The sequence below is a fragment of the Pseudomonas fluorescens genome (assembly GCF_902497775.2).
GTDB lineage: Bacteria > Pseudomonadota > Gammaproteobacteria > Pseudomonadales > Pseudomonadaceae > Aquipseudomonas > Aquipseudomonas putida_F.
The window spans coordinates 4,177,410-4,202,044 of record NZ_OZ024668.1 but is presented as its reverse complement, the minus strand read 5'-3'; the positions used below and the strand labels follow the sequence as shown (position 1 = coordinate 4,202,044).

16 protein-coding genes are annotated in these 24,635 nt (G+C 62.7%); 11 read left to right on the top strand and 5 right to left on the bottom strand.

From position 1 onward, the window contains the following. Positions 1-34: 34 nt before the first annotated feature. The 7 genes from F8N82_RS19320 to F8N82_RS19290 all read left to right on the top strand — a co-directional run bounded on the left by F8N82_RS19320 (position 35) and on the right by F8N82_RS19290 (position 14,126). Positions 35-4,408, top strand: a complete 4,374-nt coding sequence (locus tag F8N82_RS19320) for an RHS repeat-associated core domain-containing protein (protein ID WP_338918827.1) — start codon at positions 35-37, stop codon at positions 4,406-4,408. Continuing rightward, positions 4,405-4,863, top strand: coding sequence for a hypothetical protein (locus F8N82_RS19315; protein ID WP_052251574.1), 459 nt, complete (start codon positions 4,405-4,407; stop codon positions 4,861-4,863). The genes F8N82_RS19320 and F8N82_RS19315 overlap by 4 nt, the downstream gene beginning before the upstream one ends. A gap of 646 nt (positions 4,864-5,509) precedes the next feature. Beyond that, positions 5,510-6,238, top strand: coding sequence for a bifunctional protein-disulfide isomerase/oxidoreductase DsbC (dsbC, locus tag F8N82_RS19310; protein WP_038996813.1), 729 nt, complete (start codon positions 5,510-5,512; stop codon positions 6,236-6,238). 79 nt (positions 6,239-6,317) lie between these two features. Next, a complete protein-coding gene (locus tag F8N82_RS19305) occupies positions 6,318-7,622 on the top strand; it encodes a homoserine dehydrogenase (RefSeq protein ID WP_038996812.1) in 1,305 nt (434 codons plus the stop codon). A gap of 102 nt (positions 7,623-7,724) precedes the next feature. Beyond that, complete coding sequence (gene thrC / locus F8N82_RS19300; protein WP_038996811.1) at positions 7,725-9,134, top strand: threonine synthase; 1,410 nt, start codon at positions 7,725-7,727, stop codon at positions 9,132-9,134. A gap of 90 nt (positions 9,135-9,224) precedes the next feature. Next, positions 9,225-12,821, top strand: coding sequence for a transporter substrate-binding domain-containing protein (locus tag F8N82_RS19295; protein ID WP_371857304.1), 3,597 nt, complete (start codon positions 9,225-9,227; stop codon positions 12,819-12,821). Between the two features lie 84 nt (positions 12,822-12,905). Then, positions 12,906-14,126 carry an EAL domain-containing response regulator gene (locus F8N82_RS19290; protein ID WP_038996810.1) on the top strand — a complete coding sequence of 407 codons (1,221 nt, stop codon included), beginning with the start codon at positions 12,906-12,908 and terminating at the stop codon, positions 14,124-14,126. 7 nt (positions 14,127-14,133) lie between these two features. On the opposite strand, the gene F8N82_RS19285 is transcribed toward F8N82_RS19290, so the two are convergent. Beyond that, positions 14,134-14,796, bottom strand: a complete 663-nt coding sequence (locus F8N82_RS19285; RefSeq protein ID WP_038996809.1) for a response regulator transcription factor — start codon at positions 14,794-14,796, stop codon at positions 14,134-14,136. Positions 14,797-14,934: 138 nt separating this feature from the next. Between F8N82_RS19285 and F8N82_RS19280 the strand changes: the two genes are divergently transcribed. Continuing rightward, positions 14,935-15,231: a DUF3509 domain-containing protein gene (locus tag F8N82_RS19280; RefSeq protein ID WP_080764793.1), complete on the top strand. Its 297-nt coding sequence runs from the start codon at positions 14,935-14,937 to the stop codon at positions 15,229-15,231. 160 nt (positions 15,232-15,391) lie between these two features. On the opposite strand, the gene F8N82_RS19275 is transcribed toward F8N82_RS19280, so the two are convergent. Then, entirely contained in the window at positions 15,392-16,279 is an 888-nt protein-coding gene (locus tag F8N82_RS19275; RefSeq protein WP_038996808.1) for a TIGR02285 family protein, read from the bottom strand. Positions 16,280-16,323: 44 nt separating this feature from the next. Then, complete coding sequence (locus F8N82_RS19270; protein WP_038996807.1) at positions 16,324-17,523, bottom strand: CaiB/BaiF CoA transferase family protein; 1,200 nt, start codon at positions 17,521-17,523, stop codon at positions 16,324-16,326. A gap of 130 nt (positions 17,524-17,653) precedes the next feature. Here F8N82_RS19270 and F8N82_RS19265 point away from each other — a divergent pair, with 130 nt between their 5' ends. From F8N82_RS19265 to F8N82_RS19255, 3 genes are all read left to right on the top strand, one after another. Then, a complete protein-coding gene (locus tag F8N82_RS19265; RefSeq protein WP_038996805.1) occupies positions 17,654-18,193 on the top strand; it encodes a YaeQ family protein in 540 nt (179 codons plus the stop codon). A gap of 55 nt (positions 18,194-18,248) precedes the next feature. Then, positions 18,249-19,958 (top strand): single-stranded-DNA-specific exonuclease RecJ, encoded by a 1,710-nt coding sequence (recJ, locus tag F8N82_RS19260; RefSeq protein ID WP_038996804.1) that lies wholly within the window; start codon positions 18,249-18,251, stop codon positions 19,956-19,958. 117 nt (positions 19,959-20,075) lie between these two features. Next, positions 20,076-21,182 carry an NADH:flavin oxidoreductase/NADH oxidase gene (locus F8N82_RS19255; protein ID WP_038996803.1) on the top strand — a complete coding sequence of 369 codons (1,107 nt, stop codon included), beginning with the start codon at positions 20,076-20,078 and terminating at the stop codon, positions 21,180-21,182. Positions 21,183-21,321: 139 nt separating this feature from the next. On the opposite strand, the gene F8N82_RS19250 is transcribed toward F8N82_RS19255, so the two are convergent. Together F8N82_RS19250 and F8N82_RS19245 are read right to left on the bottom strand one after the other, a co-directional pair. Then, positions 21,322-23,184, bottom strand: coding sequence for an NAD(P)-binding protein (locus tag F8N82_RS19250; protein WP_038996802.1), 1,863 nt, complete (start codon positions 23,182-23,184; stop codon positions 21,322-21,324). Positions 23,185-23,197: 13 nt separating this feature from the next. Continuing rightward, complete coding sequence (locus tag F8N82_RS19245) at positions 23,198-24,622, bottom strand: gamma-aminobutyraldehyde dehydrogenase (protein WP_038996801.1); 1,425 nt, start codon at positions 24,620-24,622, stop codon at positions 23,198-23,200. Positions 24,623-24,635 lie beyond the last annotated feature (13 nt).

Below are 24,635 nucleotides of genomic sequence, written 5' to 3'. Positions count from 1 at the left end.
AAGTACCCTGTAGCCGCGCCGTTGCAGGCCAGTAATGTCTGACGCCTTGTGGGCCGCCCGCCAGGGCGATGCCCTGATGCACACCTCGATGATGGCCGACATCGTCAGCGGCGTGCTGGAAGTGGCCGCCAACGTCGCCATCGGCGTCCTGGCCACTGCAGCGGTGACCGCGGCGCTGGGCCTGACCGTGGTCACCGGCGGCCTGGGCTGCTTCGTGCTCGGTGCGGTGGTGGGCATCGTCGTCGGCGTGGCCATGAGCAAGACCGGGGCCGACAAGGGCTTGAGCCGTTTATGCGAGGGCATCGGCAACTTTCTGTTCCCGCCGTCGGTACAGGCCAACATTCTCACCGGCTCGAAGAACACCCACACCAACGGCAAACCGGCTGCCCGTGCCGCAGGCGTGATCGTTGCCGCCGCGGCGCCCGCTGGCAGTGACGCCGCTCAGCCGCCGGCCGAAGAGGAAGAAGAAAGCTTCCTCGACATGGCCAAGGGCTTTTTCTCGCAGATGTGGCGGCCCACGGTCGCCAGCCCCGCGCCGAACACCGAGCCTGCCGACGACGACAAGATCCTCTGCAGCAAGCATCCGCCGATGCCGCCGCAGTACCTGGCCGAAGGCTCGAGCAAGGTCACCATCAACGGCCATCCGGCTTGTCGCAGCGGCGATCGCAGCACCTGCGAAGCGGTGATCGTCGACGCCGGGCTGATCTCAAGCAACGTGCGCATTGGCGGCGGATCGATCGTGGTCCGCGAGATTCGCAGTGGCAAGACCCCGGGCATCGGCCTGGCGATTACCGCCTTGATGCTGCTGCGCGGGCGCGGCGGCAAGTTCTACAGCAAGTTCGGTTGCATGGCGATTGGAGGCATCGCCAGCGCGGTCACCAGCCAGGTCAGCGGAGCGATCACCAGTGCCATCGCCGGCTCGCTCAACCCGGTGCATGTACCCACCGGGGCGAAGATCCTCAGTGGCGAAGAGGAACTCGACTTCAGCCTGCCAGCGCTGATCCCACTGGACTGGCAACGCTATTACAACAGCCGCGATGAACGCCGTGACGGTCTGTTCGGTGCGGGCTGGAGCGTCGACTACGAAGTCTTCGTCGCCATCGAGGCAGACCCTGAAGGCGGCGAACGCTTGCTATTCACCGACGAACAGGCGCGGGTCGTCGACATGGGCAACATTCCCCGCGGCGATGCGGTGTTCAGCGCCGGCGAGGGCCTGAGCGTGCGCCGTGCCCTCAACGACGAGCTGCTGATCGAAAGCAGCACCGGCCTCTATCGCCTGTTCCAGCCAACCCCGGGCAACCCGCAGCGCCTGCGCCTGGCGCAACTGGGTGATCGTAACGACAACCGCGTCTACCTCGACTACGACGCCGGCGGCCGCTTGCTCAGGCTGCGCGACACCTTCGATGAGGTTCAGGTCCAGCTGGTTTACAGCAGCCAATGGCCGGCGCGGGTCAGCCATATCGAGCGCCTGTACAGCGACGCCTCGAGCGAGCTGCTGGTCAGCTATGCCTACGACAGCAACGGCGATCTTGCCGAAGTCCGCGACGCGAGCGGCCAGTTGCAGCGACGCTTTGCCTACGACCACGGTCGGCGCATGGTCGAGCACCAGTTGCCCAGCGGCCTGCGCTGCTTCTACGAATGGATTCATGCGGCCGACGACTGGCGCGTCGCCCGGCACTGGACCGACGACGGCGACGAGTACCGTTTCGACTACGACATCGACGCCGGTATTACCCGGGTCACCGACGGCCTGCAGCGGGTCAGCAGTCGCCACTGGAACCCGCAGTACCAGATCACCGAATACACCGACGCCATGGGCCTGACCTGGCGCTTTGAGTGGAACGACGAGCGCCAGCTGCTGGGCGCCACCGATCCGCAAGGCGGACAATGGCAGTATCTGTACGATGAGTCCGGCAACCTCTGCGAAAGCATCGACCCGCTGGGCCGCAGCGAGTCGACCCTGTGGCTGGAACACTGGTCGCTGCCCCGGGTACAGACCGACAAGGCCGGCAATCGCTGGAGCTACCGTTACGATCAACGCGGCAACTGCAGCAGCGAAACCGATCCGCTGGGCCACACCACCCGCTACCGCTATGACGAACGCGGCCAGGTGGTGGAGATCATCGATGCGGCGGGCAAGCACAAACACTTGCGCTGGAGCGACGTGGGTCAGCTGCTTGAGCAGGTCGACTGCTCAGGGTATCCGACCCGCTTCAGCTATGACCGGCGCGGGCATCTGCAGACTGTCACCGATGCCCTCGGCGAGCGCACCGGATACCAGTACGATGCCCAGGGCCGATTGCTCGGCTCGCAATTGCCCGATGGACGCAGCGAGCACTATCAGCTCGATCGCAACGGCCAGCTCAGCAGCTATACCGACCACGCCGGGCACACCACCCAGTACCGCTATAACCGGCGTGGCCAGGTGCAGCAACGTATCGATCCGCACGGTCGGCGGGTGCAGTTCAGTTACGACGCCTATGGTCGCCTGCAGGCGCTAAGCAACGAAAATGGCGAAAGCTACCGGTTCAGCTGGGACCTGGCTGATCGCCTGACTGAACAGCAGGATCTGGACGGCAGCGCCAGCCGCTATCACTACGACCGACTGGATAACCTCAGTTGCCTGGAGTACCTCCCCGCCCCCCAAGACGATGCTCAAGCGATCATCCATCAATTGCACCGGGATGCCGTGGGGCGCTTGATCAAAAAGCACACCGACGATGGCGAAACCCTGTACAGCTACGATTCCCTCGATCAACTGACGGCAATCAGCTTCACCGACAAGGCAGGCAACAGCGAGCAACTGGCCTTCGCTTACGATGCTCTCGGCCAACTGCTGGAGGAGCACAGTGCCAGCGGTGCGCTGCAGCATCACTACGATGAACTCGGCAACCTGACCCAGACCCAACTGCCCGATGGCCGCTGGCTCAACCGCCTGTATTACGGCAGTGGTCACCTGCATCAGCTCAATCTCGATGGCAAAGTGATCAGCGATTTCGAGCGCGACCGCCTGCACCGCGAAGTGCTGCGCAGCCAGGGCCGAATCAGTACGCGCAGCGAGTACGACCGTAGCGGCCGTTTGCGCTCGCGCCTGCGCCGCCCAAGCCACCAACCGCCACAACTACCGGCTCAGGTACAGCAGCGCTTCGATTTCGACCCGGCAGACAACCTGATCAGCCGCTTCACCCAGCAGCCCGGCAGCCAGCACCAGCAACTGCTGCACTACGATGCCAGTGGCCGGATCATGGCCAGCCAGGACGCTGGCCAGGGCCAGAGCGAAACCTTCGCCTACGACGCTGCTGCCAACCTGCTCGACGGCCCCCAGGCCGGCATCGGCCTGGTACGCCATAACCGCTTGCTCACCTACCAGGACAAACGCTATCGCTACGACGGCTTCGGCCGCCTGATCGAAAAGCGCAGCAGCCGGCGCGGCATCCAGCACTTCAGCTACGACGCCGAACACCGCCTGATCCAGGTGCGCAGCCAGCACGGCGGTCGTCAGCGAGTGCTGAACATGCGCTACGACCCACTTGGGCGGCGCGTCGAAAAGAGCGAACACGACGATCAGGGCAACCTGCTCGACCAAACCCGCTTCGCCTGGGATGGCCTGCGCTTGCTGCAGGAGCATCGCTACAGCCAGACCAGCCTGTACCTGTATGTCGAAGACAGCCACGAACCCTTGGCTCGGGTTGACGGTACGGGGCTGCACCAGCAGGTGCGCTACTACCATAACGATCTCAATGGCCTGCCCGAACAGCTGACGGATGACAGTGGCGAAGCGGTCTGGCAGGCGCGGTATCAGGTCTGGGGCAATACTCTGCAGGAAGTGCGTGAGGCGCATTTCATCGAAGAGCAGAACCTGAGGTTCCAAGGCCAGTACCTGGACCGTGAGACGGGCCTGCACTACAACACGTTCCGGTTTTATGACCCGGATATCGGGCGGTTCACGCAGCCGGATCCGGTAGGGCTTGAGGGCGGGCTGAATCTATACTATTACGCGCTTAATCCTTTTACCTGGCTTGACCCGCTCGGTTTGACCAGTTGCGGCACACCGAGGAAGTCCGCGAATCCGTCAAAAGTCATTAATGATCTTAAGGCATTCAGCGGTAGGCGTTTCCGTTTCGGTGGTAATACATTCAAACTTGACAAGAGTGGCATGAAGCATATTCTTGAGCGTCATCATCCTAAATACTGGGATGGCTCAGTCAAGGCGCGTCAAAGTTTCCTGTCTCCGAAACTATCGATCAAAGATGTTTCGAATGTTGTTCGCGATGTCATGAGGCAGAATAGAGGTGTATTGGTCGGTAAGGGTACTGTTGGTAAGTATCAGATCAGTGGTACTTCCGGGGGCGTAGAGTACGTGGTCGGGCTTAACAACGGCAGAGTAGGGCAATTATATCCAAAATGAAGAATAGAATTATTATTGAAACCTATGTGAAGACGGGTGAACGGTTTGCCGACTTCTTCGAATATCAAGGAGGATTCAATGGTCAGGCGTCTATCGAAGGGGCGCTGGTTCTTACGATTGATGGCACACCGCTTATTGACAAAAGCATGTTTGATTACGTCGACGACCTGTGGAGCTATTTGTCAGAAGGATTGCTACAGGTCAGTGAAGGCAAATCGTTTAGCTGTTTTTTTCCTGACCAGCCCATCGAAGTCAAGCTGACCCCCAGCAACGGTCGACTGCAGGTGAGCGTCACCTGCCATAGTGAGGTTTCTGTTGCAGTCGATAAAGATGAATTTGTCAGGGTCATGAGCGAGCACGCACGCAAATTTTTCACCCGGTTGCAGGCGATAGAGCCTGGCGCCAAAGGTACTTGCGACTACGCATTGGGACACCTGAACAAGATTCGTCGGTAAATGTCGATCAATGGAGCCTTCCGCACTAGTGGTGTTAACCCATAAGGGGCTCGCAGGAGAGCTTGTTGAGATCGATAGAATGGAAAAGAGCGTCGAAGTCAAAATTGATTGGGTCGGGGATCAGTTCGGCGGAAAACGCGTCCTCCCTCACGAGACACTCTGCTATGTTATGACCGAGTTGCTTAAAGGGGCGTCAGGGTGTAGAGGCGAACTGGAGCCTGGTGTTGCAAGTAGAGGGTAATGCCGAGGTTTGCGGCAACAGAGTCGGTTTTGGTAAAGCTTGGTTTCTCACGAAAGACGCGCCATTTTATCTCCTGAAGAAAGGGTATTCATTGGTTGTGCATGAGGGGTCAAAGTTAATTGCGACAGTTGAGGTGATTTGACCTTGTTGTCTTTTCTTACCCAACTAAAGAAACGACACCCCGGCCCCCAAGGCACGTGCAACTATGCCTTGGGCCATCTCGACAAAATTCGTCGGTAAACGCCGCCCCCTGACACACGCAGCCTTGTTCTCGCGATCGAGCACGCCTCCGACCGCCGCCGCTTCTGTGGTAGGCTTGGGCGGTTTGCACCGAGGGCCACAATGACACCCCGTTTTCAGTACGGGCGTGCTGCATCCGGCCCCTGTCCGCCTTCAGGAGTTCCCATGCGCGTGACCCAGATTTTCGCCGCCGCCGCCCTGGCGCTGGTCAGTACTTTTGCCGCTGCCACCGATAACGCCGAGCAGGCCATCCGCAAGACCCTGCAGTCCCTGGAACTGGGCGTGCCGGTCGACAGCGTTGCCAGCAGCCCGCTCAACGGCCTGTATGAAGTCAAGCTCGAAGGCGGCCGTGTGCTGTATGCCAGTGGTGACGGCCAGTTCGTGATGCAGGGCTACCTGTTCCAGATCCAGGACGGCAAGCCGGTCAACCTGACCGAAAAGACCGAACGGCAGGCCATCGCCAAGACCATCAATGCCATTCCAGCGGCGCAGATGGTGGTTTATCCTGCCAAGGGCGAGACCAAGTCGCATATCACCGTGTTTACCGACACCACCTGCCCGTACTGCCACAAGCTGCACGCCGAAGTGCCTGAGCTCAACCGTCGCGGTATCGAAGTGCGCTACGTCGCCTTCCCGCGTCAGGGCCTGGGTTCGCCGGGTGACGAGCAGTTGCAGGCGGTGTGGTGCTCGAGCGACCGCAAGGCGGCGCTGGACAAGATGATCGACGGCAAGGAAATCAAGGCCGCCAAGTGCGCCAACCCGGTCGGCAAGCAGTTTGCCCTGGGCCAGTCGATCGGCGTCAACGGTACGCCGGCCATCGTCCTGGAAAACGGCCAGGTGATCCCGGGCTACCAGCCGGCGCCGCAAGTGGCCAAGCTGGCCCTGGCCAAGTAATTCAATCGCAAGCCGTTGCCTTGGGGTGACGGCAGTTTCACGATCGGCTGCCAGCCGGTCGTTTCATGGGGAGTTCACAGTGAAACCGGTCAAAGTAGGCATCTGTGGGTTGGGGACCGTCGGTGGCGGTACCTTCAATGTACTTCAGCGTAACGCCGAGGAGATCGCCCGCCGTGCCGGGCGTGGTATTGAAGTGGCACAGATTGCCATGCGTTCGCCAAACCCGAATTGCCAGATTACCGGTACCCCCATTACCGCTGATGTGTTCGAGGTCGCAACGAACCCGGAAATCGACATTGTCATCGAGCTGATCGGCGGCTATACCATCGCTCGCGAGCTGGTGCTCAAGGCCATCGACAACGGCAAGCACGTGGTCACCGCCAACAAGGCGCTGATTGCCGTGCACGGCAACGAGATCTTCGCCAAGGCCCGCGAGAAGGGTGTCATCGTCGCCTTTGAAGCTGCCGTAGCCGGCGGTATCCCGGTGATCAAGGCGATCCGCGAAGGCCTGTCGGCCAACCGGATCAACTGGGTGGCGGGGATCATCAACGGCACCGGCAACTTCATCCTCACCGAAATGCGTGAAAAAGGCCGTGCGTTCCCCGACGTGCTGGCCGAAGCCCAGGCCTTGGGTTACGCCGAAGCCGATCCGACCTTCGACGTCGAAGGCATCGATGCCGCGCACAAGCTGACCATCCTGGCGTCCATCGCCTTTGGTATTCCGCTGCAGTTCGACAAGGCCTACACCGAAGGCATCACCCAGCTGACCACCGCTGACGTGAATTACGCCGAAGCGCTGGGCTACCGCATCAAGCACCTGGGCGTGGCCCGCAGCACGGCCAACGGCATCGAGCTGCGCGTGCACCCGACGCTGATCCCGGCCGACCGCCTGATCGCCAACGTCAACGGCGTGATGAACGCGGTGATGGTCAACGGTGATGCTGCCGGCTCCACCCTGTTCTACGGTGCTGGTGCCGGCATGGAGCCTACCGCTTCATCGGTGATTGCCGACCTGGTCGACGTGGTTCGCGCCATGACCTGCGACCCGGAAAACCGCGTACCGCACCTGGCCTTCCAGCCGGACTCGCTGTCGGCCCACCCGATCCTGCCGATTGAAGCCTGCGAAAGCGCCTACTACCTGCGCATCCAGGCCAAGGATCATCCGGGCGTGCTGGCCCAGGTGGCGAGCATCCTTTCCGAGCGCGGTATCAATATCGAATCGATCATGCAGAAGGAAGTCGAGGAACAGGACGGCCTGGTGCCAATGATCCTGCTCACTCACCGAGTGATCGAGCAGCGCATGAACGACGCCATCACTGCCCTGGAAGCCTTGCAGGATGTGGTCGGCAACGTCGTGCGTATCCGCGTCGAACAACTCAACTGACAACTGCGGCAAGCGGCAAGCTATAAGCTGCAAGATCACAGCGGGACGGTGACTTGCAGCTTGAAGCTAGAAGCTTGAAGCTCAAACCGAAGGTTTGCAAAAATGCGCTACATCAGTACCCGCGGCCAGGCACCGGCCCTGAATTTTGAAGACGTGCTGCTGGCAGGTCTTGCCAGCGACGGCGGCTTGTACGTGCCGGAAAACCTGCCGCGTTTCACTCAGGAAGAGATCGCTTCCTGGGCCGGCCTGCCGTACCACGAGCTGGCCTTCCGGGTGATGCGCCCGTTCGTTACCGGCAGCATCGCCGATGCCGACTTCAAGAAGATTCTCGAAGAAACCTACGGCGAGTTCGCCCACGCCGCGGTCGCACCGCTGCGTCAGCTGAACAGCAACGAATGGGTGCTGGAGCTGTTCCACGGCCCGACCCTGGCGTTCAAGGACTTCGCCCTGCAACTGCTCGGCCGCCTGCTGGACCATGTGCTGGCCAAGCGTGGCGAGCGCGTGGTGATCATCGGCGCCACCAGCGGTGACACCGGTTCCGCAGCCATCGAAGGCTGCCGCCGTTGCGACAACGTCGACATCTTCATCCTCCATCCGCACCAGCGCGTGTCGGAAGTTCAGCGCCGGCAGATGACCACCATCTTCGGCGAGAACATCCACAACATCGCCATCGAAGGCAACTTCGACGACTGCCAGGAAATGGTCAAGGCCAGCTTCGCTGACCAGGGCTTCCTCAAGGGCACTCGCCTGGTGGCGGTGAACTCGATCAACTGGGCGCGGATCATGGCCCAGATTGTCTACTACTTCCACGCGGCCCTGCAGTTGGGCGGCCCGGCTCGTTCGGTGGCGTTCTCGGTACCGACCGGCAACTTCGGCGACATCTTTGCCGGCTACCTGGCGCGCAACATGGGCCTGCCGATCAGCCAACTGATCGTCGCCACCAACCGCAACGACATCCTGCACCGCTTCATGAGCGGCAACCAGTACGTCAAGGAAACCCTGCACGCGACCCTGTCGCCGTCCATGGATATCATGGTTTCGTCGAACTTCGAACGCCTGCTGTTCGACCTGCACGGTCGCAACGGCGCGGCCATCGCCGGGCTGATGGACAACTTCAAGCAGGGCGGCGGCTTCAGCGTCGACCAGGATCGCTGGACCGAAGCGCGCAAGCTGTTCGATTCGCTGGCAGTCGATGATGCGCAAACCTGCGAAACCATCGCCGAAGTCTTCGCCCAGACCGGCGAAGTGCTCGACCCGCACACCGCGATCGGCGTCAAGGCCGCCCGCGAGTGCCGCCGTAGCCTGGATACGCCAATGGTGGTGCTGGGTACTGCGCACCCGGTCAAGTTCCCGGAAGCGGTGGAGAAAGCCGGTGTCGGCAAGGCCCTGGAGCTGCCTGAGCACCTGAGTGACCTGTTCGCTCGCGAAGAGAAGTGCACGGTACTGGCCAATGACCTGAAAGCCGTTCAGGCCTTCGTCAGCCAGCACGGTAATCGCGGCAAGCCGCTTTGATCGATTGATCGGCAGATGAAAAGCCCGTCTCTGACGGGCTTTTTTATTTCTACACTGGCATTGGCTTGCCGCAACGGATCAGGGGTATCAATGAGCACAGGACGTCGTCGCGCCGCAGGGCTGTTAATGGCCTGCCTGCTCGGGCTAGGCATGGGGCAAATGGTTCAGGCCGCGCAGAGCCTGTCCTTTACCCTGGCGCCGCCGTTCACCGCGCTTGAGCCGCTAGCGTTGAGCCGCGCGCAGCAGCAGTGGCTGGGGCCGTCGCGGGTGTTGCGGGTGGGGATCTCGTTTGCCGACTACGAGCCGGTGGACATCACCATTGACCGCAATCGCTACCAGGGCATCAGCGCCGACTACCTGAGTCTGGTGTCTGAACGCCTCGGGGTGAAAACCCAGGTGCTGGCCTTCGCCAAGCGCGAGCAGGCCATCGAGGCCCTGCACCATGGCGACATCGATGTGCTGACCAGCGCCAATGGCTTCGAGCGTAGCGTGCCAGGCCTGGCGTTTTCCGACGACTACATTCCAGATCGTTCGATGGTCGTGGTGCGCGGCGGCGCGCCAGTACCGCCGCCGTCGCTGGCCGGGATGAAAGTGGTGCTGCTCGACGGCTACGCCGACACCCAGGTGGTGCACCGGGTCTACCCTGACAGTCAGGTGCTTTTGGCGCCTAACCTGAGCAGTGCGCTGGAAGCGCTGAACCAGGGGGAGGTGGATGCGTTTGTCGGCAACGAAATCATCATTCGCGCCTTCAATGCCTTGCGCCCGTATCTGGGCTTGCAGGTGGTCGGCCCCAGTGCCTTGCCACCGATCGGCTTCGCCTTTGCCGTGCGCGCCGAAGATCGGCTGTTGCAGGAGATGTTCAACGATGCCCTGGCCAGCCTCGACGAGCCGGTGCGGCGCGAAATTCTCGGTCGCTGGACCTCCGGGCTGGGTTCGGATGTGGCGCATCACCGGGTCGAGTTGACGCTGGCCGAGCGTGAGTGGATTGCCCACCACCCAACGGTCACCGTGGTCGGCAGCCAGTATCCACCTTATCTGTTTCGCAACCGTCAGGGCGCCTGGGTTGGCCTTAACAGCGATGTATTGGCGACTGTCGCGCAAATGACCGGGCTGAAATTCGTCTATGCACCGTCCGAGTCAATAGCCCAGAGCCTGGAGCTGCTCAGGAGCGGCCAGGCCGACATGAGCACCACCTTGAGCGAAACCCCGGAGCGTCGCGAGTTTCTCGACTTCACCCATTCCATTGGCGGGCAGAGTTGGGTGTTCATCGTGCGCCAGGCGCAATTGGGCCTGGCGTCCCTGGATGAGCTGGCCGGACAGACCCTGGCGCTGCCGGCGCAGCACGCGCTGGAAGGCACCATTCGCCAGGACCACCCCGGTATTCGCCTGTTGCTGGTGGACTCGCTGGAGCAGGCCCGGGAAAAGGTCCGCAGCGGTGAAGCATTGGCGACTATCGACAGCGAAATCGGTGCCTACAGCGTGATCGGCAACGACCCTGTACTCAAGGTCGGACGCGGGGTCGAGGGCAAATGGGCACCGGACAGGTTTTCGGTACGGCGCAGTGCTCCGGAGCTGGAAAGCATTCTGAACAAGGCCCTGGAAGCCTTCCCGGTTGCCGAGTTGCGTGCTGTGCGCATGAAGTGGCTGGGCGCGCTGGCGCCGCCAGCGCCGGCCTGGCAGCGGATTGCGCCGTGGATTTACTGGACTGTGGCTGCAGCTGTGCTGTTCGGGCTGGTGTCGCTGGTTTGGAGCAGCCGCCTGCGGGCGCAGATCAGCCAGCGGCAAAAGGCCGAGCAAGCGCTCAACGACCAGTTGGCCTTCAAGCGCGCGTTGCTCGACGGTATTCCCAACCCGATCTATGTACGCGACCTGGAAGGGCGGTTGATCACCTGCAACAAAAGCTATGAGCAAGCCTTCTCGTTACGCCTGGAAGACGTCAAGGGCCGGCGTCTGACAGACATTGAAGTTATTCCCGAGGCGCTGGGCAAGCAGATGCATGCCGATTACCTGAGCCTGCTTGAAGATCCGAAACCGGTGTTCGTTGATCGGCGCATCGAGTTTCAGGGCCGGCGCACCGATGCCTATCAGTGGACCGTGCCGTTCTACAGTGCCGATGGCCAACTGCAGGGCCTGCTGGGCGGCTGGATCGATATTACCGAGCGCAAGCAGCTGGAAGCAGCGCTGGTCGAAGCCCGGCACCAGGCCGAGCAGGCCAACCAGGCCAAAAGTGCGTTTCTGGCCACCATGAGCCACGAAATTCGCACACCCATGGCGGTGATCATTGGCTTGCTTGAACTTGAGCGGGAGACGACCCTGGCGCGTGGCCAGGAGCCTTCGCAAGGTCTGGAAACGGCGCATCAGTCAGCCCGCGAGCTGATTGCCCTGATCGGCGACAGCCTGGATCTCGCCCGTATCGAGGCCGGTAGCCTGCAACTGGAACCGCAGGCGCGGGCGCTCAAGCCGTTCCTCAATGCAATCGTCGAGCAGTTCCACGCCCAGGCCCTGGGTCAGGGGCTGGACCTGCGCCTTCAACTGGCCAGTGATGTGGAGGGGGTGTACTGGTTCGATCCGCTGCGCTTGCGTCAGGTGCTGACCAACCTGCTGGGTAACGCCCTGAAATTCACCCACCTGGGCCTGGTGGAGCTACAGGTCAGTCGCAGTGGGCACGACAGCTTGCATGGCGTCGGCCTCAAGTTGTGTGTGCGCGACACTGGTATCGGTATCAGCGCACAACAGCAGAGCGAGCTGTTCCAGCCCTTTGCCCAGGCGGGGGCGGGTGCCGAATATGGCGGCTCGGGCCTGGGCCTGAGTATTTGCCGGCAGTTGGTCGAGCTGATGGGCGGCAGCATTGCCTTGCGCAGCGTGCTGGGCAAAGGCACCGAGGTCACTGTCGAATTGACGCTCGAAGCGCTGGCCACTGAACCCGCGCCGTTGGCGCAAGCCCCCGGCCTGTCTACCGGGCCGGCACGGCGGATTCTGGTGGTCGACGACCTGTCTGCCAGCCGCCTGGTGCTCAGCCAGCAACTTGAGTTCCTCGGCCATGAGGTGCTGGCCGTGGAAAACGGCGAGAGTGCTTTGCAGGCCTGGCAGGGCGGCGAGTTCGACCTGGTGCTCAGCGACTGCAACATGCCGGTGATGAACGGCTATGCGCTGGCCCGTGGCATCCGCCGCCTGGAACGCAGCAGCCAGCGGCCAGCCATCGCCATCGTCGGTTGCACGGCCAATGCCATGAAGGAAGAGCGTGCCCGCTGCCTTGAGGCCGGTATGGATGAATGCCTGGTCAAGCCAGTGGCGCTCGCGCAGCTGGATGCGCTGATCAAAAAGCTGGCTGCGCCGCACAGTTTCCGGATGCAGACCCTGCAGAAGATGACCCAGGCCAACAGCGCCGTGCTGCGGCGCATGCTGGAGGAGTTGCTGAAAAACCTGCGCGAGGAGTCCGCCTTGCTGACATCTGCCGTTCAGACGCAGGGCTGGGAGCGCATTGGCGTGGCCTTGCATCGCCTCAAGGGCGTCGCCTGCCTGATTGATGCGCTGCCCCTGGCGCAGGCCTGCGCGCAACTGGACAGTGCCAGCCAGGCGCGTTCCACAGTGTTGGCGACACCGGCATGGATAACGCTGAAAGCGGCGATAGAGCAGTTGCAGGAGGATATTCAACAGGAGCTGTGGAAAATGTGGCCTGAACTTTAGGACATGTCCTATGGGCGTCCTAGGTCAATTTTCCTAGAGTGGCAGGGTGCTGTCGTACAGATCGGCTACTGCGGGGAATATTTCATGCGCTCACTGAAGGTCCTGATCCTTGAGGATCATCCTTTCCAACTGATGGCTTTGCATCAGATGCTCAACGCCAACGGCGTCTTCGATGTGCTGACGGCGGAGTCGGTCGACGGCGCGCGGCAAACCCTGTCCCGGCGTGGGCGGGTCGACATCGCCATCTGCGACCTGCACATGGACGGGCAGGACGGCCTGGAGTTGATCCGCCACCTGGCCGACAGTGGCCTGGCGGCGGCGCTGATCATCCTCAGCAGTGCCGAGCGTGGGGTACTCGATAGCGTTGCCGACCTGGCCCGGCAGTTGGGCTTGCGGGTTCTTGGCAGCCTGCAGAAGCCTGCCTGCAGCGTCTCCCTGCACAAGCTGTTGCGCCGCTACCTGGATGAGCCCGGTGATACGCCCCAGGCGCTCGCCGTGCCGGCCCATGCCGAGTTGTTGGCCATGTCGCCGGCCGAAGTGGCGCAAAGCCAGGCGCAATGGGTCGTTCACTATCAACCCAAGGTTGGTTTCGACGGCGCTTTGGCCGGGGTCGAGGCGCTGGTGCGCTGGCAGCACCCGAGCCTCGGTCTGCTCAGCCCCGGGCAGTTCTTCCCGTTGATCGAAGGCGCCGGATTGCTGGAGATGCTCAGCTGGCATGTCCTTGACCAGGCCCTGGCGTTCAGTGCCCAGGCCCGGCTTGGCAGTGGCCAGCCACTGCCCGTGGCGGTCAACATTGCCCCACAGATGCTCACCCGCGACGATTTCGCCGTGCAGGTCGTCGCTGCCCTCAAACGTCATGATGTGCCGGCCACTGCCCTGACCCTGGAAGTCATCGAGACCCATGGCTGCCAGCTCGACAGCAGCCAGCTCGAAGGGTTGCTGCACCTGCGCATCCAGGGCTGCCAACTGTCGATCGATGACTTCGGCATGGGCGTGTCCAACCTGCAGCGCCTGCTGGAGCTGCCGTTCAGCGAACTGAAGCTGCCCAGCGAATTCGTCCGTGGCATGGCCGACGACGGCCGCAAGGCGGCAGTGGTAGCCGGTGCCCTGATCATGGCCCGGCGCATGGACCTGAAGGTGGTGGTCGAGGGGGTCGAGACGGTGGATGACCTGATGGCGATCAAGGCCCTTGGCAGCCCGGTGATGCAGGGTTACTTCATTGCCCGGCCAATGGCAGGGCAAGACCTGCGCCAGTGGATGCTGGAGCGTGAGCCGGGCGAAGCCAGGCAGCGGCGCCGGGCGTAGGCCAGCTTCAGCCCAGGCCGTGTTCCTGCAGATAAAGGTACAGCGCCGCGTCGTTGGCCAGACCCAGCTTGCGCATGGCACTGACTTTCTGGCTGCTCACCGTCTGTTTGCTGCGGTTGAGCAGGGCGGCAATCTGGCCGACCGTGTGGCCAGCGGCGAGCAGGCGGGCGACTTCCAGTTCACGGGGCGACAGTGCGGTCTGGTCATGAGCCAGGTCTTCGCGCACGGCGCCTTCCTGCAACAATAACTGCTGCACCGAGTCGGCCAGGTAGACTTTGCCGCAGCGCAGGCGCGCGATAGCCTGGGGCAATTCGTCGGCCAGGCTGGCCTTGCTCAACAGGCCGTTGACGCCCAGGGCCAACATCGCCCGGAACAGCCCGGCGTTGTTGAGCATGGTCACGACCAGCAGCGGCAACTGCGGATGGTGGCGGCGCAGTTGTTCGAGCAGTTTCAAGCCATCGTTCTGCTGCTCCAGCGGCATCATGAAGTCGGTCACCAGTACATCGCATTCCTGGCGTTGCAGCAAGGTCGTGAGCTCCAGCGGACCGCCGGCTTCACCCACCACGCAAATACCCGGGATCTGCTCCAGCACGGCACGCAGGCCGATGCGAAAGATCGGGTGGTCGTCGGCCAGGATGATGCGCAGTTCACCAGGGGCAGGGGCTGTCACAGGCAGGCTCCGATCAATGCGCTGGATTTCAATCTGTCATTTTTGCCGGGCATGCTGGGTAGAGGAAATCGCACTGAGAGAACTTTTCCGGCTGCCTCAGGGTCAGTGAAAGACCCCTTCTCGACAGGTAGGTAAACAATGAATGAGATGGAATGTATCAGATTGTTGCTCGGCGAAGCATTGGCACCGTACCGGGTCAGGCTGGTGCGCCTGAGCACGGGCTGTGATTTCGACCTGCGCCTGAACGATGAAGCGAACCGCACCGTGCTTCAGCGTACGGTCAAGCCCAGCCAGTTGCAGGACCAGCGCTTGCTGGTCGACCTGGTCGATGGCTTGCAGCGTGACCTGTTGATCGTCGAAGGCCGCCTGCAACCTTGCGTGATCGCGGCGCAGCGCCACCTGCAGCAAGGTAGGTCGATAAGCGCCAGGGCCTGACGGAACCTTTGCCGGAGGGAGCAATCAGACCTTACAAGGACAGCTGATCGGGATTTTGCTCCGATGTCGTGAAGCTGTCGTGCGAAGCCCCTATGGGCTTTTGTTTAGCCCCGGGCGGCCTCCCCACCGTTCGGGGTTTCTTTTTGCCTGCGATTGCGCCTCAGGGGTGCTCGCCAAACAGGTGCAAGCTGTCATGCATGTACTGCTCGCGCATTTGCGGGGCCAGCCACTGGGCGTACAGGTCGGGCAAGGTGTCGTTGCGTAGCGCCAGCAACAGCTTGTTGATATGGCTGATGGCTTCGCGCCCCAGGGGCGTGTCGGAGCAGCCGACCCGCAGCAACTGGTACTGCTCGACCCCCTGGATCGGGTAAAAGGCATAGTCATCGGTAGGCCAGCCCTGCTGTTGCAGCAGGTAGCGCACTTCGGGCCAATAGCCGAGCACCAGTTGCAGGCGGTCATGTTGCTGCATCTGCAACAGGCTGGTCACCGCGTCATTGCCGTAGTGACGGCTGAGGGTGGTGTCGGGCAGGGTCTTGAGCAACTCATCAACGGCCGGGCTGTAGCTGCGCTGGGCGACGACACCGAGCTTGAGCGGGATGTTGCCGAGTAGTGCCTGCAGGTCGACCTGACTGTTGTGCAGATAGGGCTGGAGCAGTTGCTGGTCCTTGCGCCGAACCACCAGGCCACTGCTGAGCACGCCCAGGCTGGGGATCGAGAAATGCACGTAGCGCGCCCGCTCCGGCGTCCACAGCAGGGTAGGGTCGCAGGTGAAGCTGGATTCCTGGAGCATCTGGATGCCCCGGGCGCGGTTGACCCGGACAATGCTGTGATCGTATTCGGGCATCTGTTCTATCAGCAGCGGCAGCAAGCGGTCGATCACCCCCTGGCCCTTGCCGGTGCCTTCAAAAATGGTCAGCGGCGGCAAGTCGCGCAACAACCAGAACAACCGCTCCTTGGCCCAGGCCGACCCGGGCAGGCCAAGGCTCAGCAGCAGGCCTAGCAACAACGGCAATCCACGGCGCACGCTTGCTTGCCTGTGATGGGTCATGTCCGGGTCTCCACCGTTGCCACGCAATTCAAGTCATGCCTTGTTCAGACTGCGCCCTGTGTGCGGAGCCGGGCAATCGCCGCAGCGTCATAACCCAGCCCGGCCAGTACCTGCTCGGTGTGGGCGCCCAGCTCCGGGCCGACCCACTCGCTGGAGCCCGGGGTATCCGAGAGTTTGGGAACGATGCCCGGCATCTTGAAGGGCTTGCCGTCGGGCAGTTTGGCCTGCAGGAACATCTCGCGGGCCAGAAACTGCGGATCGCTGAACATGTCTTCGGCGCTGTAGATGCGGCTGGCCGGTACCTGGGCGTCATTGAGTACTTGCATCAGCGCATCCAGCGGCAGGGTCCGGGCCCAGCGGTCGATCACGCCATACAGTTCGTCGCGGCGCAGGTCGCGGCCGTCATTGCTGGCAAGCGTCGCATCGTCGGCCAAGTCGGTGCGGCCGATGGCCTGCATGAAACGCTTGAAGATCGCATCGCCATTGGCGCCGATCTGCACATGCTTGCCATCGGCGCTGGTGTGGATCGAGGAGGGGGTGATGCCAGGCATGATGTTGCCGGTGCGCTCGCGGATAAAACCGAAGACGTCGAACTCCGGCACCATGCTTTCCATCATGGCGAAGATCGCTTCGTACAGCGCCACGTCCACCACCTGGCCCTGGCCGCCGTTGACCTCGCGATGACGCAGGGCCATCAAGGCGCCGATCACACCCCACAAAGCGGCAATCGAGTCGCCGATGGAGATACCGGTACGCACCGGCGGGCGGTCCTCGAAACCGGTGATGTAGCGCAGCCCGCCCATGGACTCGCCAACGGCGCCGAAACCGGGTTGGTCTTTCATCGGCCCGGTCTGGCCGAAGCCGGACAGGCGCACCATTACCAGTTTCGGGTTGAGGACGTGCAGCACGTCCCAGCCCAGGCCGAGTTTCTCCAGGACCCCGGGGCGGAAGTTCTCGATCAGGATGTCGGCTTCGGCCAGCAGCTTCTTGAGAATCTCCAGCCCTTCGGCATGCTTGAGGTTGAGGGTCAGCGACTGCTTGTTGCGGGCCTGGACGAACCACCACAGCGACGTGCCTTCGTAAAGCTTGCGCCACTTGCGCAGCGGGTCACCGCCATCGGGCGACTCGACCTTGATCACCTCGGCGCCGAATTCTGCGCAAATACGCGAAGCGAACGGTCCGGCGATCAACGTGCCGAGTTCGATGACTTTGAGGCCGGCGAGAGGTTTGCTGGGCGTAGGCATGAGGCGTCCGTGGCAGCTGGTCAGGGCCCCCGTTTTTATCATAGCTGGGGCCGCCCAGATACTGCCGCGGCGCAAGGAACATGCGGATCGGTTAGACTGGGCGACTTTCCTTGCCGCAAGAAGCCCGTCCATGGCCCAGCCTTCCACCACCTACAAGTTTGAATTGAACCTCACCGACCTTGACCGCGGCGTGTACGAAAGCGTCAAGCAGACCATCGCCCGTCACCCGTCGGAGACCGAAGAGCGCATGGCCGTGCGCCTGCTGGCCTACGCCCTGTGGTACAACGAGCAACTGGCCTTTGGCCGGGGTCTGTCGGATGTGGACGAAGCGGCGGTGTGGGAAAAGAGCCTGGACGACCGCATCCTGCACTGGATCGAAGTGGGCCAGCCGGATGCCGATCGCCTGACCTGGTGTTCGCGCCGCACCGAACGCACCAGCCTGCTGGCCTATGGCAGCCTGCGCGTGTGGGAAACCAAAGTGGTGCCGGCCGTCAAAAACCTGAAAAACCTGAACATCGCCGCCGTGCCCCAGGAAGTTCTGGAAACCCTGGCCAAGGACATGCCGCGGGCGATCAAGTGGGACGTGATGATCAGCGAGGGCACGGTGTTCGTTACCGACGATCGCGGTCAGCATGAAGTCCAGCTTCAATGGCTGATGGGTGAGCGCTGATCGCGCGCCCGTTCCGCTCGAACATTCCTGATTCACGAGAAGCCCCAATCGCCCCATGCGTATCGATCCCCGCCCGTTGCCGTCCACGCTGCCATTCCTTGGTGACCTGCCACCGTTGCTGACCCGCCTGTACGCCGCCCGTGGCGTGCAATCGGCAGCCGAGCTGGATAAGAGCCTGGCGCGCCTGCTGCCTTACCAGCAGCTCAAGGGCATCGATGCGGCAGTCGACCTGCTGGTGACGGCACTGGCGGAACGCCAGCGCATCCTCATCGTCGGCGACTTCGATGCCGATGGCGCCACGGCCAGCACCGTCGGCGTAATTGGCCTGCGCCTGCTCGGCGCGGCGCATGTCGATTACCTGGTGCCCAACCGCTTCGAGTACGGCTACGGCCTGACCCCGGAGATCGTCGAGGTGGCCCTGCAGCGCCAGCCGCAATTGCTGATCACCGTCGACAACGGCATCTCCAGTGTCGAAGGCGTGGCAGCCGCCAAGGCCGCCGGCCTGCAAGTGCTGGTGACCGATCACCACCTGCCTGGCCATGAACTGCCAGCGGCCGACGCCATCGTCAACCCCAACCAGCCGGGCTGTGAGTTCCCCAGCAAGGCGCTGGCCGGGGTCGGGGTGATCTTTTATGTGCTGATGGCCTTGCGCGCGCGTTTGCGCAGCCTCGGTCATTACGATAACGCGCCGCAGCCGAACATCGGCGAGCTGCTCGATCTGGTGGCCCTGGGTAGCGTGGCTGACGTAGTGCCGCTGGATGCCAACAACCGGATCCTGGTCCATCAGGGCCTGGAACGCATCCGCGCCGGGCGGGCGCGACCGGGGCTCAAGGCGATTCTCGAAGTGGCCCGGCGCGATCATGCGCGCATCACCTCCACCGACCTTGGTTTTATCCTCGGCCCACGGCTCAATGCTGCCGGGCGCCTGGACGACATGAGTCTGGGTATCGAGTGCCTGCTCAGCGACGATGCCAACCTGGCACGGGAAATGGCCGGCCAGCTCGACGAGCTGAACCAGGACCGCAAATCCATCGAGCAGGGCATGCAACGCGAAGCCCTGGCCCAGCTCAAGGACCTGCCGCTGGAGTCGATGCCGTTCGGCCTGTGCCTGTTCGAGGCGGACTGGCACCAGGGGGTGATCGGCATTCTCGCCTCGCGCCTGAAAGAGCGTTATCACCGCCCGACCATTGCCTTTGCCGATGCTGGCGAAGGCATGCTCAAGGGCTCGGCGCGCTCGGTGCCAGGCTTTCATATTCGCGATGCACTGGATGCCGTGGCGGCGCGCCACCCGCAGCTGATCAGCAAGTTTGGTGGCCACGCCATGGCCGCCGGCCTGTCGTTGCCGGCCGAGAACTTCCCGGCCTTTGCCCAGGCCTTCGACGAAGAAACCCGCCGTCAACTGCGTGAAGAAGACCTCACCGGCCGCTTGCTGTCCGACGGCACCCTGGCGGTCGAGGAGTTTCATCTGGAGCTGGCCCGCGCCCTGCGCCATGCAGGGCCCTGGGGCCAGCACTTCCCCGAGCCGCTGTTCCATGGGGTGTTCCAGCTGGTCGAGCAGCGGGTCGTCGGTGAACGGCACCTGAAGGTGGTACTCAAAAGCGAATGCGGTTCGCTCAAGCTCGATGGCATCGCCTTTGGCGTCGACCGTGAAGTCTGGCCCAACCCGACCGTGCGTTGGGTGGAACTGGCCTACAAGCTCGACGTCAACGAGTTCCGCGGCCAGGAAAGCGTGCAACTGATGATCGCTCATATCGAGCCGCGCTGAACCCAGCGGGCAAAGTGGTCTAGGCTTCGAATGATGGGTCGAAGAACCTGCGGGGAAGATTCTGTAGTCGGCCGGTCAACTATCTGGAGCCTTACCACTTGATTTGAGAGGTGCCCCATGAGCCTGCTGCTTGAGCCGTACACCCTGCGCCAGCTGATCCTGCCCAACCGCATTGCCGTGTCACCCATGTGCCAGTATTCCAGTGTCGACGGCCTGGCCAATGACTGGCACCTGGTGCATCTGGGCAGCCGCGCGGTGGGTGGCGCCGGCCTGATTTTCACCGAAGCCACTGCCGTGACTGCCGATGGCCGTATTAGCGCGCAGGACCTGGGCTTGTGGGACGACGCGCAGATCCCGCCGTTGCAACGCATCACCCGTTTTATCACCGCCCAAGGCGCGGTGCCGGGCATCCAGCTGGCCCATGCCGGGCGTAAGGCCAGTACCCATCGGCCGTGGCTGGGCAAGCATGGCAGCGTCAAGGTAGCCGACGGCGGCTGGGTACCGGTGGGGCCGTCGAAGATTGCCTTCGATCCGGAGCACACCGCACCCACCGAACTGACCGAAGCGCAGATCGGCGAGATCATCCAGGCCTTTGTCGATGCCGCGCGGCGCGCCCTGGAAGCGGGCTTCAAGGTCGTTGAAGTGCATGCCGCCCACGGTTACCTGTTGCACCAGTTCCTGTCGCCGTTGAGCAACCAGCGCCGTGACCAATACGGCAGCTGCTTCGAAAACCGTATCCGCCTGACCCTGCAGGTGACCGAAGCGGTGCGCGAGGTCTGGCCGGTCGAGCTGCCGGTGTTCGTGCGCCTATCGGCCACCGATTGGGTTGAAGATGGCTGGAATCCGGATGAAACCGTTGAGTTGGCCAAGCGCCTGCGCAAGTTGGGCGTGGACCTGATCGATGTATCCTCCGGCGGCACCTCGGTAAAAGCCGAGATCCCCACGGGGCCGGGCTATCAAACCCAGTTTGCGGCCAAGGTGCGGGAAGAGGCGGGGATCGCCACCGGGACGGTCGGCATGATTACCGACCCGATGCAGGCTGAAACCATCTTGCGTACGGCGCAGGCCGATATCATTTTCCTCGCCCGCGAGCTACTGCGCGACCCCTACTGGCCGCTGCACGCCGACGACGACCTGGGGGGCAACAAGGCAGTGTGGCCGGCGCAGTACCAACGGGCTACCAGTCGCGATCAGCCGATACACGAGTCCGACTTGCGTGATTGACTGAATTACCAGCGTTTCGCGCTCGATCGCGGGGCAAGGCCCGCTCCCACAGGTTTGGCGCCGCTCTCAGGGTGGGTTTATCAAGGATGATGGAGATCTTGTGGGAGCGGGCTTGCCCCGCGATGCAGGCGCCGCGGAATTAAGCCAATTCCCCCACCGCCCGCCACGCCTCATCAATCGCCGCATGGGCATAGGCGCTCCAGGCCGCATCGGAGTTGGCGATGCTGACCTTGCCCACGGGCTTGCGCGCCAGTTCCATCCACTGCTCGATCTGCGCCGGGTCGTCGTAGAGGGTATTGGTGGAGCAGGCATAGCCATGGGGCCAGCGGTTGACCGTGATCGCCAGGATGTCCTTGTTGTGGTCAAAGCCGCCAGGACCAAGCATGCGTTGCAACTGCTCGCGCAGTTGGCTTTCCAGCACCTCGAATGAGGTGCCGTACAGGCGTCCGCGTCCGGCACGGGCCTGGTCGCGGCTGTTCATGCCGCTGTCGGGGCTGGTCGGTACAAAAACCATGTGCAGGCCGATGGGCTGCGCCGGGTCGAGTGGATGCTCGTAGCCGCCCAGGCTCACCGGGTAATCGAGCTTGATCCGGCTGTAGGGTTGGGTCGCGGCGTAGATTTCGTGCACGCCAAGCTTCTGGAACGCCTGCCAGTTGCGCACGATGACCTTGGTGTACACCAGCGGGAACTTGACGTTCTGGCTCAGGGCATGGGCCTGTTCAGCCGACAGGTCGCGCAACAGGTAGGGGATCATCATGTTGTAGCAGGCCAGGATGCAGTGCTTGCCGCGCACCTGGGCCAGTTGCCCGGCGCGGTTGAAGCCGACATTGACGCCACCCTCGACGTTGCGCACGCTGACGGCGGTGCTGTTCAGACGCAGGCGTACCGGCTGCCCGGCACGGTCGAGCTGGCTGTAGTCGAAGGTGGCCAGAACGATGTCTTCCATGTTCTGGCCTGGCGCCACCGATGGCACCAGGCTGCGCACCAGCAGGCGTGCCAGCGAGGCGTTGCCGTCGGGGAAATGGTAGATGTAGGGCTCTTCCATCTCCGCTCGGGCTTCCTCGCTGAGCGGCTCCAGGTTCATCGCGGCAAAGCCGGGAAAGCCGACGCTGTAGGCATCGGCAGCGGCTACGGCATCGATGCCCACGGCCATGAAGTCGTTGGTGCGGCCCTGGAAGTACTTGACCGCGGTGGCCGACAGGCCAACGTCCTTGAGCAGGAAATCGCGGTAGCTGGTGCGCTCCAGGTAGGCGGTCTTGTCTTCCAACGATCTGCCAGCCAGGTAATCCCGGGGCGCCTGGTGCAGATCGATCAGGGCGTTGCGGTCGCTTTCGGGCAGGGGGAAATCATTGATGAAATCGCTGATCGAGCGGGCGTTGAGCTGCGCCGGGGCGATGTCATCGGCGACCATCGGCGTTGGGTCGCCGCTGACCAGCTTGTCTTCACCGAAGGTTTCCTGGTCGAAGAACACCGCGCGCGACAAGCCCAAATCCGGGTAGAAGTTACGGTCAAAGGCGGTCTCGAAACGCTTGATATCCACGCCGAGTTTTTGCAGCAGTCCGTTGACCTCTTCGCTGTACAGGTGATTCGGCGACTGAAAGGCTTCGCTGCCACCGTAGCCGAGGATCATCCGCCCGCCAGCGCTGAACTCGTTGCGCTTGGCATGGCCGCCGAAGTCATCGTGGTTGTCGAGGATCAGGATCTTTGCGGCGGGATGTTTTTCGCGATAGAAGAACGCCGCCGACAGGCCGCTGATGCCGCCGCCAACCACCACCAGGTCGTATTCCTCGCTGATCGGCAAGGCGTCGGTGGCGAAGGTTTTTTTCTCCCAGCCCATTTGGTGAGCGACTTCGAAGGCGCCGGCATGGCTGCCGCGCAAACCGGTCAAGGCCGGTGGGTAATAGCGCCCGCTGGGGGCAGCCTGAAGCAGTTGCAGCGGGGTCAAGCCCGCAACAACGCCGATGGCGACTCCGTTGATGAAGTCGCGTCGGGTGATTTCCATGGGTGTCCTTACCTTAATGTTTGAACATCACATGCCGGACGCAGGTGTAGTCCTCTAGTCCGTACATGGACATATCCTTGCCATAGCCGGACAGTTTCTGACCGCCATGGGGCATTTCGCTTACAAGCATAAAGTGCGTGTTAACCCAGGTACAGCCGTACTGCAGGCGCGCCGAAACGCGGTGGGCACGGCCGACATCGGCGGTCCACAGCGACGACGCCAGGCCGTAGTCGGAATCGTTGGCCCAGGCCAGGGCCTGGTCTTCATCGTCGAAGCGGGTCACCGAAACCACTGGCCCGAACACTTCGCGGCGGACGATCTCGTCATCCTGTTGGGCATCGGCCAGCACGGTGGGCTCGAAGAAGAAACCGTCACCGGCCACTGCCTTGCCACCGGTCACCAGGCGAATATGCGGCTGGGCAAGCGCCCGTTCGACCATGGCCGCCACCCGGTCGCGGTGCTGGGCGGTGATCAGTGGGCCGAGCTCGGTGTCGGGGTCGTTCTGCAGGCCATGCTTGATACTGGCCACGGCCTTGCCGAGCTTCTCGACGAATCGCTCGTAGATACCGCTCTGGGCGTAGATACGGCAGGCGGCGGTGCAGTCCTGGCCGGCGTTGTAGAAACCGAAGGTGCGGATGCCGTCGACTGCGGCGTCGATATCGGCATCATCGAAAATGATCACCGGGGCCTTGCCGCCCAGTTCCATGTGCATGCGTTTCACACTGTCGGCGGTGCCGGCGATGATATTGGCGCCCGTGGGAATGGAGCCGGTCAGCGATACCATGCGCACTTTCGGGTGGGTCACCAGCGGCGTACCGACACTCGGGCCTCGGCCGAAAAGGACATTCAGCACGCCAGCCGGGAACAGGTCGCTGGCAAGTTCTGCCAGGCGCAGCGCGGTCAGTGGGGTCTGCTCGGACGGTTTGAGCACCACGGTGTTGCCGGCGGCCAGCGCCGGAGCGATCTTCCAGGCGACCATCATCAGTGGGTAGTTCCACGGCGCGATCGAGGCGACCACGCCCAGCGGGTCGCGGCGCACCATCGAGGTGTGCCCCGGCAGGTACTCACCTGCGGCCGAGCCGCCCAGGCAGCGGGTGGCGCCGGCGAAAAAACGGAACACATCGGCGATCGCCGGGATCTCGTCGTTGAGCGCGGCGGCATAGGGCTTGCCGCAGTTGTCCGACTCCAGCCGGGCCAGCTCTTCGCCGTGGGCCTCGATAGTGTCGGCAAGCTTGAGCAGCAACAGCGAACGGTCCTTGGGCGTGGTCTGCGACCAACTGTCGAAGGCGCGGTCAGCAGCGCGCACGGCGGCATCGACCTGGGCCTCGCTGGCCTCGTTGACTTCTACCAGTACCGTGCTCAGCGCCGGGTTGAGCACCGCGTAGCCTGCGCCTTCGCCTTCTACCAGTTGGCCGTTGATCAACAGTCGGGTTTGCATGGTTGCAGTCCTC

Excerpts from the sequence above, each read along its gene's own strand:
- thrC (WP_038996811.1), top strand. The coding sequence starts at position 7,725 with ATGCGCTACATCAGTACCCGCGGCCAGGCACCGGCCCTGAATTTTGAA.
- F8N82_RS19275 (WP_038996808.1), bottom strand. The coding sequence starts at position 16,279 with ATGACCCATCACAGGCAAGCAAGCGTGCGCCGTGGATTGCCGTTGTTG.
- recJ (WP_038996804.1), top strand. The coding sequence starts at position 18,249 with ATGCGTATCGATCCCCGCCCGTTGCCGTCCACGCTGCCATTCCTTGGT.
- F8N82_RS19280 (WP_080764793.1), top strand. The coding sequence starts at position 14,935 with ATGAATGAGATGGAATGTATCAGATTGTTGCTCGGCGAAGCATTGGCA.
- F8N82_RS19315 (WP_052251574.1), top strand. The coding sequence starts at position 4,405 with ATGAAGAATAGAATTATTATTGAAACCTATGTGAAGACGGGTGAACGG.
- F8N82_RS19320 (WP_338918827.1), top strand. The coding sequence starts at position 35 with ATGTCTGACGCCTTGTGGGCCGCCCGCCAGGGCGATGCCCTGATGCAC.
- F8N82_RS19245 (WP_038996801.1), bottom strand. The coding sequence starts at position 24,622 with ATGCAAACCCGACTGTTGATCAACGGCCAACTGGTAGAAGGCGAAGGC.
- F8N82_RS19250 (WP_038996802.1), bottom strand. The coding sequence starts at position 23,184 with ATGGAAATCACCCGACGCGACTTCATCAACGGAGTCGCCATCGGCGTT.
- F8N82_RS19270 (WP_038996807.1), bottom strand. The coding sequence starts at position 17,523 with ATGCCTACGCCCAGCAAACCTCTCGCCGGCCTCAAAGTCATCGAACTC.
- F8N82_RS19265 (WP_038996805.1), top strand. The coding sequence starts at position 17,654 with ATGGCCCAGCCTTCCACCACCTACAAGTTTGAATTGAACCTCACCGAC.
- F8N82_RS19295 (WP_371857304.1), top strand. The coding sequence starts at position 9,225 with ATGAGCACAGGACGTCGTCGCGCCGCAGGGCTGTTAATGGCCTGCCTG.
- dsbC (WP_038996813.1), top strand. The coding sequence starts at position 5,510 with ATGCGCGTGACCCAGATTTTCGCCGCCGCCGCCCTGGCGCTGGTCAGT.
- F8N82_RS19255 (WP_038996803.1), top strand. The coding sequence starts at position 20,076 with ATGAGCCTGCTGCTTGAGCCGTACACCCTGCGCCAGCTGATCCTGCCC.
- F8N82_RS19290 (WP_038996810.1), top strand. The coding sequence starts at position 12,906 with ATGCGCTCACTGAAGGTCCTGATCCTTGAGGATCATCCTTTCCAACTG.